14 protein-coding genes are annotated in these 14,792 nt (G+C 64.0%); 5 read left to right on the plus strand and 9 right to left on the minus strand.

Annotation, left to right across the window (positions count from 1 at the left end; genetic code table 11):
• The first annotated feature begins 21 nt into the window (after positions 1-21).
• Positions 22-921: a LysR family transcriptional regulator gene (locus RGQ15_RS10670; RefSeq protein ID WP_311160199.1), complete on the plus strand. Its 900-nt coding sequence runs from the start codon at positions 22-24 to the stop codon at positions 919-921.
• Here the strand turns inward: RGQ15_RS10670 and RGQ15_RS10675 are convergent.
• On the minus strand, positions 918-1,634 hold the full coding sequence (locus tag RGQ15_RS10675; RefSeq protein WP_311160200.1) for a class I SAM-dependent methyltransferase: 717 nt from the start codon (positions 1,632-1,634) through the stop codon (positions 918-920). The two genes, RGQ15_RS10670 and RGQ15_RS10675, sit on opposite strands and share 4 nt — an antisense overlap.
• Before the next feature lie 63 nt (positions 1,635-1,697).
• Positions 1,698-2,945, minus strand: coding sequence for a urate hydroxylase PuuD (locus tag RGQ15_RS10680; RefSeq protein ID WP_311160201.1), 1,248 nt, complete (start codon positions 2,943-2,945; stop codon positions 1,698-1,700).
• A gap of 255 nt (positions 2,946-3,200) precedes the next feature.
• Between RGQ15_RS10680 and RGQ15_RS10685 the strand changes: the two genes are divergently transcribed.
• A complete protein-coding gene (locus tag RGQ15_RS10685) occupies positions 3,201-3,635 on the plus strand; it encodes a PACE efflux transporter (RefSeq protein ID WP_311160202.1) in 435 nt (144 codons plus the stop codon).
• A 45-nt stretch (positions 3,636-3,680) separates the two neighbouring features.
• On the opposite strand, the gene uraH is transcribed toward RGQ15_RS10685, so the two are convergent.
• Genes uraH through bhcA form a run of 7 tightly spaced genes read right to left on the minus strand, consistent with a single transcriptional unit; the run spans position 3,681 to position 11,212 of the window.
• Positions 3,681-4,031 carry a hydroxyisourate hydrolase gene (uraH, locus tag RGQ15_RS10690; RefSeq protein ID WP_311160203.1) on the minus strand — a complete coding sequence of 117 codons (351 nt, stop codon included), beginning with the start codon at positions 4,029-4,031 and terminating at the stop codon, positions 3,681-3,683.
• A gap of 11 nt (positions 4,032-4,042) precedes the next feature.
• The gene (locus tag RGQ15_RS10695) at positions 4,043-5,383 is read right to left on the minus strand and encodes an 8-oxoguanine deaminase (RefSeq protein ID WP_311160204.1); all 1,341 of its coding nucleotides are present in this window, start codon (positions 5,381-5,383) and stop codon (positions 4,043-4,045) included.
• Positions 5,384-5,394: 11 nt separating this feature from the next.
• Entirely contained in the window at positions 5,395-6,876 is a 1,482-nt protein-coding gene (locus RGQ15_RS10700) for a nucleobase:cation symporter-2 family protein (protein ID WP_311160205.1), read from the minus strand.
• Positions 6,877-6,913: 37 nt separating this feature from the next.
• Positions 6,914-7,876 carry an iminosuccinate reductase BhcD gene (gene bhcD, locus RGQ15_RS10705; protein WP_311160206.1) on the minus strand — a complete coding sequence of 321 codons (963 nt, stop codon included), beginning with the start codon at positions 7,874-7,876 and terminating at the stop codon, positions 6,914-6,916.
• Positions 7,876-9,051: a 3-hydroxy-D-aspartate aldolase BhcC gene (gene bhcC / locus RGQ15_RS10710; protein ID WP_311160207.1), complete on the minus strand. Its 1,176-nt coding sequence runs from the start codon at positions 9,049-9,051 to the stop codon at positions 7,876-7,878. Before bhcC ends, bhcD begins: the two co-directional genes overlap by 1 nt.
• A gap of 9 nt (positions 9,052-9,060) precedes the next feature.
• Positions 9,061-10,020, minus strand: coding sequence for a beta-hydroxyaspartate dehydratase BhcB (bhcB, locus tag RGQ15_RS10715; protein ID WP_311160208.1), 960 nt, complete (start codon positions 10,018-10,020; stop codon positions 9,061-9,063).
• Between the two features lies 1 nt (position 10,021).
• Positions 10,022-11,212: an L-aspartate--glyoxylate aminotransferase BhcA gene (bhcA, locus tag RGQ15_RS10720; protein ID WP_311160209.1), complete on the minus strand. Its 1,191-nt coding sequence runs from the start codon at positions 11,210-11,212 to the stop codon at positions 10,022-10,024.
• 184 nt (positions 11,213-11,396) lie between these two features.
• Between bhcA and bhcR the strand changes: the two genes are divergently transcribed.
• The 3 genes from bhcR (at position 11,397) to RGQ15_RS10735 (ending at position 14,789) form a co-directional block, all read left to right on the plus strand.
• Positions 11,397-12,212, plus strand: coding sequence for an HTH-type transcriptional regulator BhcR (bhcR, locus tag RGQ15_RS10725; protein ID WP_311160210.1), 816 nt, complete (start codon positions 11,397-11,399; stop codon positions 12,210-12,212).
• A 195-nt stretch (positions 12,213-12,407) separates the two neighbouring features.
• On the plus strand, positions 12,408-14,018 hold the full coding sequence (locus tag RGQ15_RS10730) for a DUF6345 domain-containing protein (RefSeq protein WP_311160211.1): 1,611 nt from the start codon (positions 12,408-12,410) through the stop codon (positions 14,016-14,018).
• A gap of 66 nt (positions 14,019-14,084) precedes the next feature.
• The gene (locus tag RGQ15_RS10735; RefSeq protein ID WP_311160212.1) at positions 14,085-14,789 is read left to right on the plus strand and encodes a pentapeptide repeat-containing protein; all 705 of its coding nucleotides are present in this window, start codon (positions 14,085-14,087) and stop codon (positions 14,787-14,789) included.
• Positions 14,790-14,792: the final 3 nt, after the last annotated feature.

Here is a 14,792-nt window from a genome sequence, read left to right on the forward strand (position 1 = left end):
TGAAAGAAGCGGGTCGAAACCGTGCCATATCTTGAAAGTCTGCGGGTTTTCGTCCGCGTCATCGAACTTGGATCCATTACGGCGGGGGGGCGCGATTTGCGCATGTCTCCGGCAGTTGCCTCAAATCGCATCAAGGATCTGGAGACGCGCTTCGGCGTTCGGCTGCTTAACCGGACGACTCGCAAGCTGGTGCCGACCGAAGTGGGCCGCGCATTCTACGAAAGTGCGCGTCGCGTGATCGAGACACTGGACGAGGCCGAGGCCGTCGTATCGGGTTTTTCGGGCATGCCGCATGGCGCGCTCAGGGTCACTGCGCCGCTGGGGCTGGGGCGGCGGCTGATCTCGCCCCTGGTGCCGAAATTCTGCGAAGAATATCCCGGCGTCGAGATCCGGCTGCGGCTGTCCGACCGCAATGTGGACATCATCGCCGATGGGATCGACCTCGCCTTCTTCCTGGGCGAGCCGCAGGATTCAGCGCTGAAATGGCGCCGGATCGCGGAATGCAGAAGGGTGCTGGTCGCGACCCCGGAATATCTGGAAAAGCGCGGCACGCCCGAAAAGCCGGATGATCTGGTCAAGCACAATTGCCTGCTGCTGCGCTATCCGCGCAGCCCGGAATATTACTGGGTGCTGCACACGCCCGAGGGGCCGCAGAAGCTTTTGGTCCACGGCCATTTCGATGCAGATGATGGGGATGTTCTGACCGATTGGGCGCTGGATGGCTGCGGCATCGCGAACCGCCCGCATTACGAGGTCGCCGAGCATATCGCGACGGGCCGCCTGAAGCTTGTCCTGCCCGAATGTCCACCGTCGCCTGCCCAGTTCGGGGTCCTGACCCCGCATCGCAGGTTGCAGGATCCCAAGGTCCGGCTTTTCGTTGATTTCATCGCGCGCGAGTCCAAGCGCCATCTTGGCGCCTAGGGCTTCGTCCATTCCATGATATGGTGATAGGGCGCGCGGTTGTAGCGCGCGGCCCTGGTCGTCGCGTCGCCAGCGGGGTCCTCGCGGGCGGCCGGTTCGTCGAAATGGGCAAGCCGCAGACCCTGAGCCAGTAGCGGCTGCATGTAGGCATGCAGCGGGCGGTGCCAGTTGCGGATCAGGATGCCGCGCCAACTGACCCATTCCGCCCGCGGCTCAAGGTAATTGTCGATCAGGTAGCCGCGCGCGCTGTCGCCCTCGCCCTGCCATTTCCCGGCGGTGCTGAAGGAATTCAGGTTCGCGATCAGCAGGCTGCCGCCGGGACGCAGGACGCGGGCCATTTCCCCGATCGCACCGTCCAGGTCGTCGATATCGATCAGGGTCAGGTAGCTGACCACGAGATCGAAGCTTTCGGGGGCAAAGGGCAGGGCCTCGGCGCGGGCCTCGTGATAGCGGCCCAGCGGGTCGCGGGCCCGGGCGGTTTCGATCAGGCGGGCGGTCGGGTCGATGCCGGTCGCGCGGATGCCCAGCCCCGAGATCATCCGGCAGAAGCGCCCCTCGCCGCAGCCGACATCCAGAGCGTCCTGAAAGCCGCGGCCCCGGATGCGGTCCAGCATCGGGGCGTCCAGCACGTTGCGGCGTGAAAAATCGCCGGTCTCGCCCATGTCGGCGATCCAGGCCTCGGCGCTTTCGTCCCAACCATTGCCGCTGTCCATGATCCCGCCTCCGAGCTGTTGCGGCCATCACCTAGCCGAGGCGCGCGGCGGGGAAAAGGCCGGTCAGTTCGCGGCGAAGGCCTTGGGCAGGCCGCGATACCAGTCCATGATCGCCTGCCTTTCGGCAGGCTCCATGAAGCTGACATTGGCCGGCGGCATGGCATCTGTCACCCCGGCCTGGATATAGATCTCGCGCGCGGCGCGGGTGATGTCATCGGGGGTTTCCAGCAAGACCCCCTTTGGCGCGGTGTGGATGCCGTCGTAGCTGGGTTCGCGGGCATGGCACATGCTGCAGCGGCCCATGACGGCATTGTAGGTGTCGTCCCAACCAGGGGCCTCGACCATGGCCTGCTGGGTGGGCGTGAGCACGCGGGCCTCGGCCTCTTCAAGCGTCTGGCGGAACATCGGCGCAGTCGACAGCCACATGATCAGGATGAACAGGATCGCGGTCACGGCCCAGGTCCACCAGAGCATTCCCTTGCGGGCATGCATTGTGTTGAAGAAGTGCCGGATCGTCACGCCCATCAGGAACACGAGCCCCGCGATCAGCCAGTTGTATTCGCTGGCAAAGGCAAGCGGGTAGTGGTTCGACAGCATCAGGAAGACGACGGGCAGCGTCAGGTAGTTGTTATGGGTCGAGCGCAGCTTGGCGATCTTGCCATATTTCGGGTCCGGCGCGCGCCCGGCCTTCAAATCGGCCACGACGATGCGCTGGTTGGGCATGATGATCAGGAAGACATTCGCCGTCATGATCGTCGCGGTGAAAGCGCCCAGATGCAGCATGGTCGCGCGGCCGGTGAAGATCTGGTTGTAGCCCCATCCCATCGCGAGAAGCATCGCGAACAGCAAGAGCATCAGCAGGGTCGGGGTATCGCCCAATTTCGATTTGCACAGGAAATCATAGACCAGCCAGCCGATCGAAAGCGAGGCCGCCGAGATCAGGATTGCCTGCCAGGGCGCGAGTTCCATCTTGGCGGGATCGATCAGGAACAGTTCCGAGCCGACCCAATAAGTCACCATCAGAAGCGCTGCGCCCGACAGCCAGGTCGCATAGCTTTCCCATTTGAACCAGGTCAGGTGCTCTGGCATGCGCTCGGGCGCGACGAGATATTTCTGGATATGGTAGAAGCCGCCGCCGTGAACCTGCCATTCCTCGCCATGCGCGCCTTTGGGCAAATGCGGGGCTTTCTGCAGGCCCAGGTCGAGGGCGACGAAGTAGAAGGACGAGCCGATCCAGGCGATCGCGGTGACAACATGCGTCCAGCGTATCGCAAAGGCCAGCCAATCCCAGATCACGGCGAAATCGGACATGCATTGCTCCTGTCTTGTTGCGGAAACCCTAGCCCAAACCGGAGCTTCGCGGAAATCGGCACGAGTGCCGTGGCTGTCTTAAGCTGGCGTTGAAAATCATCTGTGCAGAGAACGGGCAGAAGCGGATGTCCGGCCGCCCGCGGGGGCAGGCTTGACCCGAGGAGGGTGCCAAGGCTAGAAGATGGCCAAGCGAGGACGACCTCCCCCAGGATGGGCAAGTTCTCTCGGGACGGCCCGAGCATTTTGGAGATCAAGATGCGCACGGTCGGTGATCGCATTCGTCATGCCCTCAGCTTCGAGATTCTGGGCCTTCTGCTGGTCACGCCGCTTGGCGCGCTGGCCTTCCATATGCCGTTCCACGAGATGGGGATCGTCACGCTGGTCAGCGCCACGGTCGCGACGGGCTGGAACTTCGTCTACAACTACCTCTTCGACCTGGTCTTGCGGCGGGTCTCGGGCACGACCGAGAAGCGCGGGATGGTGCGCGTCCTGCACGCGATCCTGTTCGAGCTGGGCCTGCTGGCGGTGCTGCTGCCCTTCATCGCCTGGTATCTCGGCCTGACGATCTGGCAGGCCTTCGTCATGGATATCGCCTTTGCGATTTTCTACATGCTCTATGCCTATGTCTTCAACTGGGCCTATGACCGGATCTTTCCGCTTCCGGAATGGAGCGCGCGGCCGGCGGAATGATAAAGAGGGGGCATTTGCCCCCTCTTTCGTTTTCGTGCGGGTCGCTCAGCTGCCGCGATAGGTCGAATAGCCATAGGGCGAGATCAGCAGGGGCACGTGGTAATGGTCCTGTTCGGACATGCCGAAGCGCAGCGGGATCACGTCGAGGAAGCGGGGCTTCGCCGCCTCATGCCCCTGTGCGTCGAGCCATGCTCCGACATGGAACAGAAGTTCGTATTCCCCGGTCTCGAACTCGGCCTCGGGCAGGATCTGGCTGTCTGTCCGGCCGTCATGGTTGGTCACGGTTTCCTTGATCAGGCGACGCTCGGGATCGAGACGGTAAAGCTCGATCTTCATGCCCTGCGCTGGCGCGCCCTTGGCGGTATCGAGTACATGGGTGGTCAGAAAGCCGGCCATCATGGGTCCTTTCAATTGGCGAGGCGGATGGTGGCCATGCGGGCCTCATCATTCAATTTGCGGGTGTCTGCGGTCAGCAGGTGGTGGTCGCGCACGACCGCGCGGCCTTCGACATAAACGGATTTGGCGCGCATCGGCGCGCAGAAGACAAGCGCCGCGACCGGGTCCCATTCGCCCGCGGCCGCAAGCTCGGTGATGTCCCACATCACCAGATCGGCGCGCATTCCGGGCGCAAGGCTGCCAAGATCGCTGCGGCCAAGGACGCGGGCGCCGCCGATGGTCGCGATTTCCAGCGCCTCGCGCGCGCCCATGGCGGCGGGGCCGTTCTTCAGCCGCGCCATCAGCATGGCCTGGCGGGCCTCAAGCCCGAGATGGCTGCAATCATTCGAGGCCGAGCCGTCGACCCCGAGCCCCACCGGCACGCCCGCATCGCGCATCGCCCGGATCGGCGCGATCCCCGAGGCGAGGCGCGCATTCGAGCAGGGGCAATGCGCGACGCCGGTGCCGGTGCGGGCAAATAGGTCGATTTCCTTGTCCGAGAGCTTCACGCAATGGGCGTGCCAGACATCGTCCCCGGTCCAGCCGAGGCTTTCGGCGTAATCGCCCGGCAACATTCCGAAATTTTCCAGAGAATAGGCGATGTCTTCGTCATTCTCAGCAAGGTGTGTGTGCAGGCGCACGCCTTTTTCGCGGGCGAGGATGGCGGCATCCCGCATCAACTCGCGGCTGACCGAGAATGGCGAGCAGGGCGCAAGCCCCACCTGCACCATCGCGCCCGGAGCGGGGTCGTGGAAGGCCGCGACCAGGCGCTCGCTGTCCTTGAGGATCGCGGCCTCGTCTTCGACCAGCGCGTCGGGGGGCAGGCCGCCCTTGCTTTCGCCGATCGACATGGCGCCGCGCGTGGCGTGGAAACGGATGCCGATCTCGGATGCCGCCTCGATGCTGTCGTCGAGCCGCGCGCCGTTCGGGAAAAGATAGAGGTGGTCGGACGAGCAGGTGCAGCCCGACAGCGCCAGTTCGGCCAGGCCGACCTTGGCGGATAGCCGGATGTCCCCGGGCGTCATGCGCGCCCAGATCGGATAAAGTGTGCGCAGCCAGCCGAAGAGCGCCGCGTCCTGCGCGGCGGGCACGGCGCGGGTCAGGGTCTGGAACAGGTGGTGATGGGTGTTGATGAGGCCGGGGGTGACGACGCAGCCCTTGGCCTCGACCACCTCGGCACCTTCCGAGGGAAGGTTCGTGCCGATGGCGAGGATCACCCCGCCATCGATCAGAACGTCTCCGCCCGCGATCTCGCGCCGGGCTCCGTCCATGGTGACGACCACCTCGGCCTTGCGGATCAGGGTTCGGGTCATTGCTTGTCCTCTCAATGTGCTTCTGCTGCGTGGCCGGCGGCGCGGATATCATCCTCGGACGCGGCGGGTGCGCCGTTGAAATACCAGTTCAATGCCACCGCCGAAAGCGTCGCGAGCAGGATGCCGGAATGGATCAGCGGGTGCAAAGCATGCGGCATCCACTGGTTGAAGTCCGGCGCGACCATCGGAATCATCGCCATGCCGAGCGAGATCGCGACCACGAAGAGGTTGTGCCGGTTGCCCGCGAAATCGACATTCGCGAGAATGCGTATGCCGGTCGCGGCGACCATGCCGAACATGACAAGGCCCGCACCGCCCAGCACCGTCGTCGGCAGGCTTTCAACCAGCGCGCCCATTTTCGGGATCAGGCCCAGCACGATCATGATCGCGCCGCCGGCGACGCAGACAAAGCGCGACCGGATGCCGGTCACGCCAACCAGACCGACGTTCTGGCTGAAGGACGTATAGGGGAATGTGTTGAAAAGTCCGCCAAGCGCGGTTCCCAGGCCGTCGACCCGCAGCCCGGCAGAAAGCGTTTTCGGCGTGACCTTGCGGCCGCAGATTTCGCCCAGGGCCAGGAACATGCCTGTCGATTCCACCATGGTCACGAACATCACCAGAAGCATCGTGGCGATCATCACGGGATCAAAGATCGGCATACCGAAATGGAACGGGCGGATGGGTGCGAACCAGGCGGCCTCGGACACGGCGCCGAAATGCATCATCCCCATGCCCGCAGCCAATGCGCCGCCGCCGATAATGCCCAGAAGCACTGCGATATTCGCAATGAAGCCCTTGCCGAAACGCGACAGCGCCAGGATCGCGCCCAGCACGACCAGTCCGATGATGATGTTTTGTGCCGATGCATAGGCCGGGTTCGGAACCGTAGGCAGCAGCTTGACGCCTTCGGGGGCCGAGCCTGCGGCAATGGCCGCGTTCAGCCATTCCTGCTGTGCCGGATCGACCAGCTTGGGTGCGGTAGGCCCGACCGGCAGGCCGAAGATCCAGTTGATCCCGATGGGCATCAGGCTGACGCCGATAGCCAGAATGACCGTCCCCGTCACCACGCTGGGGAAAAACCGCAGCAGACGGCTGACGAAGGGGGCAAGGAAGATCGAAATCACCCCGGCCGCGATGATCGCTCCGAAAAGCATCCTTGCGCCTTCGGTGCCCGGGGCCGAGCTTGCGATCGAGACCATCGGCCCGACGGCGGCGAAGGTCACGCCCATCATCACGGGCAGCTTGATCCCGAACCATTGCGTCGCGCCCAGCGACTGGATGATCGAGACGATCCCGCAGACAAACAGGTCCGCCGAAATCAGGAAGGCCACGTCCTGCGGCGAAAGCTGCAGGGCGCGGCCCACGATCAGGGGCACGGCAATGGCCCCCGCATACATCACAAGCACATGCTGGAAGCCCAGCGTGAACAGCCGGGGTGCCGGCAGGATTTCTTCGACCGGGTCTGTGACCCGGCCGGTTTCTGGCAGTGACATGGTTCTCCTCCCTATGTCTTGCTGTCTTTGCCCTGGGTCAGATTTCGACCTTTTGGGCGATGCCCTTTTGCTGGGCCAGTCTGACGACGGCGTTTGCGACGGCGAGGTCCTGCAGGCCGACGCCGGTGCCGTCGAAGATGGTCAGCTCGGCACCTTCCCGTCCGGGATGGGTGCCGTTCACCACCTCGCCGATTTGCGTGATCGCCTCCTCTGCGATCAGGCCGCTCGCGATGGCGTGCTGGTATTCGCCGATGCTGACGGATTGCGCGATCTCGTCGGTGAAGAGTGTCGCGCGGGCGACCAGCGCGGGGTCGAGTTCCTGCTTGCCCCTGGTGTCGGTGCCCATCGCCGCGATATGGGTCGGGCCCTTCACGTGCTCGTCCATCAGCAGGGGCGCGAAGGCCGAGGTGATCGAGATGATGACATCCGCCTCGGCCCCGAGGCGCGGCAGGTCCACCGCCTCGAAGGGCAGGCCCAGTTCGGCGGCGGTGTCGGCAAGGCGGGTCAGCATCTCGGGATGCGGGTTCCAGCCGATCACCTTCTCGAAGGCATGGGCGCGGACCGCCGCGCGCATCTGGAAGGCCGACTGGTGGCCCGCGCCGATCATCCCCAGCACCTTCGCCCCCTTCGGCGCGAGATGCCGGATCGAGACCGCCGAGGCCGCCGCCGTGCGCAGCGCGGTCAGAAGGTTGCCGCCCACCGCCGCCGCGACCCGCCCGGTATCGGCGTCGAACAGGAAGACCGTCGACTGGTGGTTGATCAGCCCGTGCTTCTGGTTCTGCGGCCAGTAACCCCCGGCCTTCAGGCCCAGGGTCAGGCCCTGCGCGTCGAAACCGCCCTTGAAGCCGTAAAGCGCGTCCTCATGGCCGATGGCCTCGCGCACCACGGGGAAGTTCCGGGCCCGGTCCGAGGCCATCGCGGCGAAGACCGCCTCGACCGCGTCATAGGCCGCCTCGGGGGTCATCAGCCCGGCGATCTCCTTTTCGGGAACGACCAGCATCAGTAGCCCTTTCCGCGCGCCGAGACCGGCCAGACCACCTCGACCTTGCCGTTCCTGACGCCGACATACCAGTCATGGACGTTGCAGGTCGGGTCGCAATGGCCGGGCACGAGGCGCAGCTTCTCATTGACCTTAAGGACGCCCTGCGGGTCGGCGATCACGCCATGCTCGTCCGAGCATTTGACATATTCCACGTCGTCGCGGCCGTAGATGAAGGGCAGCCCGCTATCGACCGATTGCGCCTTGAGGCCCGCGTCGCAGATCGCCTTGTCAGGCTTGGCGTGCGACATCACCGAGGTCAGGATGAAGAGCGCGTTTTCCCATTCGCCCTTGTCGATGCGCTGGCCTTCGGCGTCCTTGATGCGGCCGTAATCGGCATCCATGAAGGCGTAGGAGCCGCATTGCAGCTCGTTATAGACGCCCGAGCCGCTCTCGAAGTAATAGCTGCCGGTGCCGCCGCCCGAGACGAGTTCAGGCGAGAGGCCCGCTTCCTCGAGCGCGGCCACGGCCTCGCGCACCTGGGCAATGGCGGCGTCGAGCTTGGCCTTGCGTTCGGTGAAGCTTTCGATGTGCTGCATCGCGCCCTGGTAGGCCTGGATGCCGGTGAATTTCAGCCCCGGCGCGGCATCGACCGCCCGGGCGATCTCGACGACGGCGGCGGCAGTGGTGACGCCGCAGCGACCCGCGCCGCAGTCGATCTCGACGAAGCATTCGATCTGGGTGCCGTGGCGCTGCGCCGCCGCCGAGAGATCCGCCACATTCGCCAGGTCATCGACGCAGGTAATGATCCGCGCGCCGTATTTCGGCAGCCGGGCGAGGCGGTCGATCTTGGCCGGGTCGCGCACCTGGTTCGAGACCAGGATGTCCTTGATGCCGCCGCGGGCGAAGACCTCGGCCTCGGAGACTTTCTGGCAGCAGACGCCCGCCGCGCCGCCCAGCTCTTGCTGCAGCTTCTGCACGTCCACCGACTTGTGCATCTTGCCATGGCTGCGGTGGCGCATGCCATGGGCTTTCGCGTAATCGCCCATCTTCTTGATATTGCGTTCCAGCGCGTCCAGATCGAGCACCAGGCAGGGCGTCTGGATGTCCTTTTCGTCCATTCCGGGCAGGGCGGGAATGTCATAGCCGACTTCGAAACCGGCGAAATCCGTCGCGATCTTGTTCTGTGCGTTCATGACAGGTCCTCAGTTCCAGGGCAGGCGGTCGAGATCGACATTGCCGCCGGTGATGATGATGCCGACGCGCTGGCCGGCGAAGAGGTCGCGGTTCTTGATGATCGTGGCCAGCGGCACGGCGCTCGAGGGCTCCATCACGATCTTCATGCGTTTCCAGATCAGCTTCATCGCCTCGACGATCTCGTCCTCGGTCGCGGTCAGGATGTCGGTGACGTGGTTCTGGACGAAATGCCAGGTCAGCTCTTTGAGCGGCACCTTGAGCCCGTCGGCCACCGTCTCGGGGGCATCATCGGCGATGATGTGCCCGGCGCGGAAGCTGCGCGCGGCATCGTCCGCGTTCAGCGGCTCGGCGGCGAAGATCCGGGTCTTCGGCGCGAGGTTCGAGAGCGTCAGGCAGGTCCCCGAGACCATGCCGCCGCCGCCGATCGGGGCGACCACGGCGTCAAGGTTCTGGACCTGCTCGACCAGTTCCGCCGAGCAGGTGGCCTGGCCGGCGATCACCCGCCAGTCATTATAGGGATGGACGAATTCCGCCCCGGTCTCGGCCACGACCTCGGCAAAGACCGCCTCGCGCGAGCTGGTCGAGGGCTCGCATTCGACGACCCGCCCGCCATAGCCGCGCACGGCGTCCTTCTTGGCCTGCGGCGCGCTGCGCGGCATGACCACGGTGCAGGGGATGCCGCGGCGTCCTGCGGCATAGCTCAGGCAGGTGCCGTGATTGCCGCTGGAATGGGTGGCGACGCCCTTCGCCGCCTGCTCGTCCGAGAGCCCGAAGACCGCGTTCGAGGCCCCCCGCGCCTTGAAGGCCCCGGCCTTCTGCAGGTTCTCGCATTTGAAGAACAGCTCCGCCCCGGTCAGTTCATTGATGAAGCGCGAGGTCAGGACCGGCGTCACATGGACATGCGGCGCAATGCGCTTGCGCGCCTCGGCCATGTCCGCGAGCGTCGGGATATACATCTCGTCCCGCATCTCAGGCCGCCTTCCGAAGGGCCGTCACTGTGGACTGGCGGTAATGTTCCTGCGCGGCGGCCACGCCCGAGCCGAGGCGGATCGGCAGGCCCAGATCGGCCATGACCATCTCCGCGACCGAGATGCCCGACAGCGCCATGGCGTCGGTCAGGCTGCCCAGATGACCGATGCGGAAAACCTTGCCCGCGACTTCGCCCAGACCGGTGCCGAAGGCCATGTCGTAGGTTTCAAGCGCGTGGCTGACGATACGGTTGGCGTCAAAACCTTCCGGCACGCGGATCGCACTGACCGTGTCCGAGTAAAGTTCCGGCCGCGCCGCACAAAGCTTCAGCCCCCAAGCGTCGACGGCAGCGCGAATGCCGCCCGCGATGCGGTGATGACGGTTAAAGACATTCTCCAGCCCTTCGGTCAGAATACGCTCGCAAGCCGCGTTCAGCCCGTTAATCAGCCCGACCGGCGGCGTATAGGGGTAGCCGTTACGGGCATAGCCGGTGGCCATGTCCCGAATGTCGAAGAAGGTGCGCGGCAGTTTGGCCGCTTCCACCGCCGCCATGGCCCTCGGCGAGAAGCCGGTGATGGCGAGGCCGGGGGGCAGCATGAAGCCCTTTTGGCTGCCGGTGACGGCGATATCGACGCCCCATTCGTCCATGCGGAAATCCATCGAGCCGATCGAACTGACGCCGTCGACGAACAGCAGCGCCGGGTGGCCGGCCGCATCCAGCGCGCGGCGCACCGCAGCGATATCGGATCTGACGCCGGTCGCCGTCTCGTTATGGGTTGCAAGGACGGCGCGGATCTCATGGCCCCTGTCGGCGCGCAGGATCTCTTCGAAACGCTCGGCGGGGATGCCTTCGCCCCAGGGCGTCTCGACATAGGTGACGTCCAGGCGGTGGCGCTGGCACATGTCGATCCAGCGGTGGCTGAACATGCCATTGCGCGCGGCCAGCACCTTGTCGCCGGGCGAAAGCGTGTTGGTGATCGCCGTTTCCCACCCGCCGGTCCCGGTCGACGGGAACAGGAAGACCTGTGCCTCGGTCGACTTGAGCACCTTCTTCACGCCTTCCAGCGCGGGATGCAACATCCTGCCGAAAACAGGCGAGCGGTGGTCGATGGTCGGCATGTCCACGGCCTTGCGCAGTTCCTCGGGAATATTGGTCGGGCCGGGAATGAAGATCGGATTTTGACTGGTCATGGTGCTTCCTCCTGCACTTGTGACCCAGCCTAGTCCTCGCTGTCCATTGGAACAATTTTTCTGAAAAACATTTCGCAATCGCGGAAAAATAAGATATTAGGAAGAAATATCAGTGGTTTGCTGTTTTCCATTTTGGCAATCCAATTTTTCACCAAATGATGAAGCTGTCGAAAGAAAATCTTGAATGTCGTCTGAAATCCGCAAGAGAGGCCGCCCGAAGGGACGATCTACAGCATCGGAAGATTCCGGCGGCGTGCGCGCGCTCGACAGGGCGCTGGATGTGCTTGACATCATCGCTGGCGCGAACGGCCTGACGCTCAGCGAGATCGCGCAAAGGCTCGAGCAGGCCCCTTCGACTGTCCACCGCGTGCTGGTGACCCTTGCCGCGCGGGGCATGACGGAAACCGACGGTCAAAGCCAAGCCTGGCATGTCGGTCCGACAGCGTTCCGGCTTGGATCGGCCTTCATGCGCCGTTCGGGCCTTGTCGAGCGTGCGCGTCCTGTGCTGCGACAGCTGATGGAAGTGACCGGAGAAACGGCCAATCTGGGCATTCTGAACGGGGACGCGGTTCTTTTCCTCAGCCAGGCGGAAACACATGAGACGATCCGCGCGTTTTTTCCGCCCGGGACGCGCTCGCCACTGCATGCCTCGGGAATTGGGAAGGCATTGCTTGCGCATCTGCGCCCCGATGAGCTGCGATTGCTCATTCGGGACATGACACTGGAACGCTTTACCGACACGACGCTTTGCGATGTCGCTGCGCTTCAGAAAGATTTGGCACGGATACGGGAACGTGGCTATTCGCTCGACAACGAGGAAAGGACGCCCGGCATGCGCTGCATCGCCGCGCCGATCTTCGACGCGACGGGGGAGGCGGCGGCGGGAATTTCGGTCTCTGGGCCGCTTCACCGGATGAAAGATGACCGCATCGAGAAGATTTCGCGCGCCGTGGTTGCGGCAGGGGGGGAGCTTTCTCTTGGCATGACGTCCAGGCAGTGAACACGAATCGCTGTCACACTGTCGAATGACCGGCCATGCTGCTGGATTTCTTCATGAAATCAGTTCATTGTCGTTTTTTCTCTAGCTGGTTCGCCCCGCCTGGCCGCTGATTCACGGTGCGTTCACGGGGCCGTCCTAGCCTTTCCCTGTCATCGAGATTTGCGCAACGAACGCGAACAGGACAGGGGGGAATTCATGACGCACCAAAGCCTGGGTATGGCCACGGTCAAGTCGCCGTCTGCCATCCTTTTCCCGACCCTCGGATCATTGTCGGAAAGATCAGATCCCGCAGAGCCGGGCGTGGGGCTGACCGAACCTATTTACGGCGCCTGCTCGGCTGAAACCTATCGTGCCGCAGGCGCCCTTCACGCCGCCCATCGGGATGCGGGCGGTTTTCTGGACCAGGTCGATCGTTATGCCACGCCAGACTTCTGGCGACGAGACGGCGCCGTGAAATCCTGGCTTTATTCCCGCGACGAAAACGACATTCAGGCCGATCAGGATATTGATGCCGTCCGCGTCTTCTATCATGCTGGCCACGGTGCGATGGAACCGTCGGGCAGTTTCAGGCTGCCGATGGGAGCCCTGTCGAACGGGAGCGATGCTTGCCAAAGCTCGGAGCTGATGAGCTTCGGGGCGGATCGGCTGCGCTATCTCTTCTGGTCGGCCAGTCAATCCCTGCGCGTCGCAGACGGGCACACGCCACTCCGCAGCTGGGCGAAGGCAAATCGCGGCCTTCGAATGATGTTCGGCTTTGATTCAGTGGAATGGGACAGTTCAGATCAGGGCGACCTGTTCTGGAGGCATTGGCGGATGGGCAAGAGCTTTTCCCAAAGCTGGCTCGACGCGGCTGCCGATGTCTCGCAAGAGCAAATCCCGACCGTCTGCGCGATGGGGGAAACGCAGGATGAGGCACTGGCAAATCTTTACGGTGAGAACCGCTTCATGTCCGGCCGTGCCAAGTGTGACTGGTGGGCCTGGCGCTGGAACCTGCCGCTTTCGCAACAAAGGCGCGAGCCGCTTTCCCAACTTCCCGCCATGTTCCCGAGAATCAGGCTGGTCCATGCTGATAACGATCACGCGCTCGCGGCAGAAGTGTTGAAGCGTATGGGGGCCGGAATACATCTTCTGGAGCCCGTGCCCCGCGGCATGTCCATCAGCTTCGGGGATATGCGCTTCAGCCGTTCGGAGACGGGTTCGATCCTTCTGGAATTCGGCCGGCAGAGCCGGGGAGCGGGCAAGTCGCCCAACCTGCAACGCAGGCCGCTGATCAGCCAGGCCCGCGCAGCGTTGCGCCACCACGGTTTCGTGTTGCCACGTCAAAGCGATCATTGCTTCGATCGGATCTTGCTCTCCATGTCGGCGGGACGCAGCCTTTCGGGGTCGGGCAAGCTGCCCGAGACGATCGACGAAATCATCGTGCAGTTCAGGCAGACGATCGAGAACATGCCCGTCATCTCGGCCGATGCCGGATATTTGCGGGTCGTCTTCAGGGCCGATGGCAGCCTGCTGCGGATTGAATCCACCCTGCGGCAGGTTGCGGGCATTCGTCCCGCCATCGCGGCCGGGGTGATCGGGGACAGCGAGGTGCCGCAGCTTCTGGCGCAGAGTGCCGCGCGGTTGTTGCGTGATCTGGCGGCACGCGGCGCGGCACCGCTCAGCCTGCGGGCGATGCCGGGACTGACCGAGATCGGATACGGAATCCGCTCGAACACGGCCAGACTGATCGCCAGGGAAGCGGTCGAAGTGACCTGCGCACGCGGGTTTCGCAAGTGTTACTGGATCGAGTCTGACCTGGGGGACTGATCCAGTAGCCCGGGGGTGTTGGCAGACGCCCTCGGGCACATTGACATGCTGCCGGAAGGAGTGAGCATGACGGAGCATAGCCGTGAGGAGATCCTGCGTCGGATCGTCGCCACAGGGCAGGTTCATCTGGCGCGAGCCGATCTGGCAGGGCTTGATCTGTCGGGTCTGACGCTGGTTGATGCGGATCTGAGCTATGCGGATCTGACAGGCGCGGATCTGAGCGATGCGGAGTTGTCGGGGGCAAGCCTCTGGTCGGCCAAGGCCAAGGGGGCGAAGTTCTGCCGGGCCAACCTGTCGGGGGCGAATCTGGGGCTCGCGGTTCTGGACGGGGCCGACATGCATGATGCCATTCTCGATCATGCCGACCTGACGGGCACGCAGCTCAAGGACACGGATCTGAGCGGCTCGCAGATGCAGGGTGTCTGGCTTGATGCCATGCAGCGCGCCCTGGCGATCGGTGCACCGACGCTGCAATTTCCGTCGCGAACGAATGCTCCGATCAGGGTGCTGGACGAAAGGGCGCCCGCCGAGGTTCTTCTGCATCGTGGTGAGCGGCTGGAGCTGAGGCTCACCCAACCGGCGCGGCAGGTTACCATAAGGCAGGATGAAGTGTCCGGCCGGCCCGTGCTGCGGGGCCCAGAACCGCAAGGCGGGAATGGAGAGGTCCTGGTGCTTCGCTTCAGCGCGGCTGAACCCGGCCAGGCGAGGCTGCTCGTCGCTCGGGACGAAGGCGAACCAGCGCTCAGCTTCGATGTGCAGGTGGTGCCATGACGC

The sequence above is a fragment of the Paracoccus sp. MBLB3053 genome (genome assembly GCF_031822435.1).
Lineage (GTDB): Bacteria > Pseudomonadota > Alphaproteobacteria > Rhodobacterales > Rhodobacteraceae > Paracoccus > Paracoccus aurantius.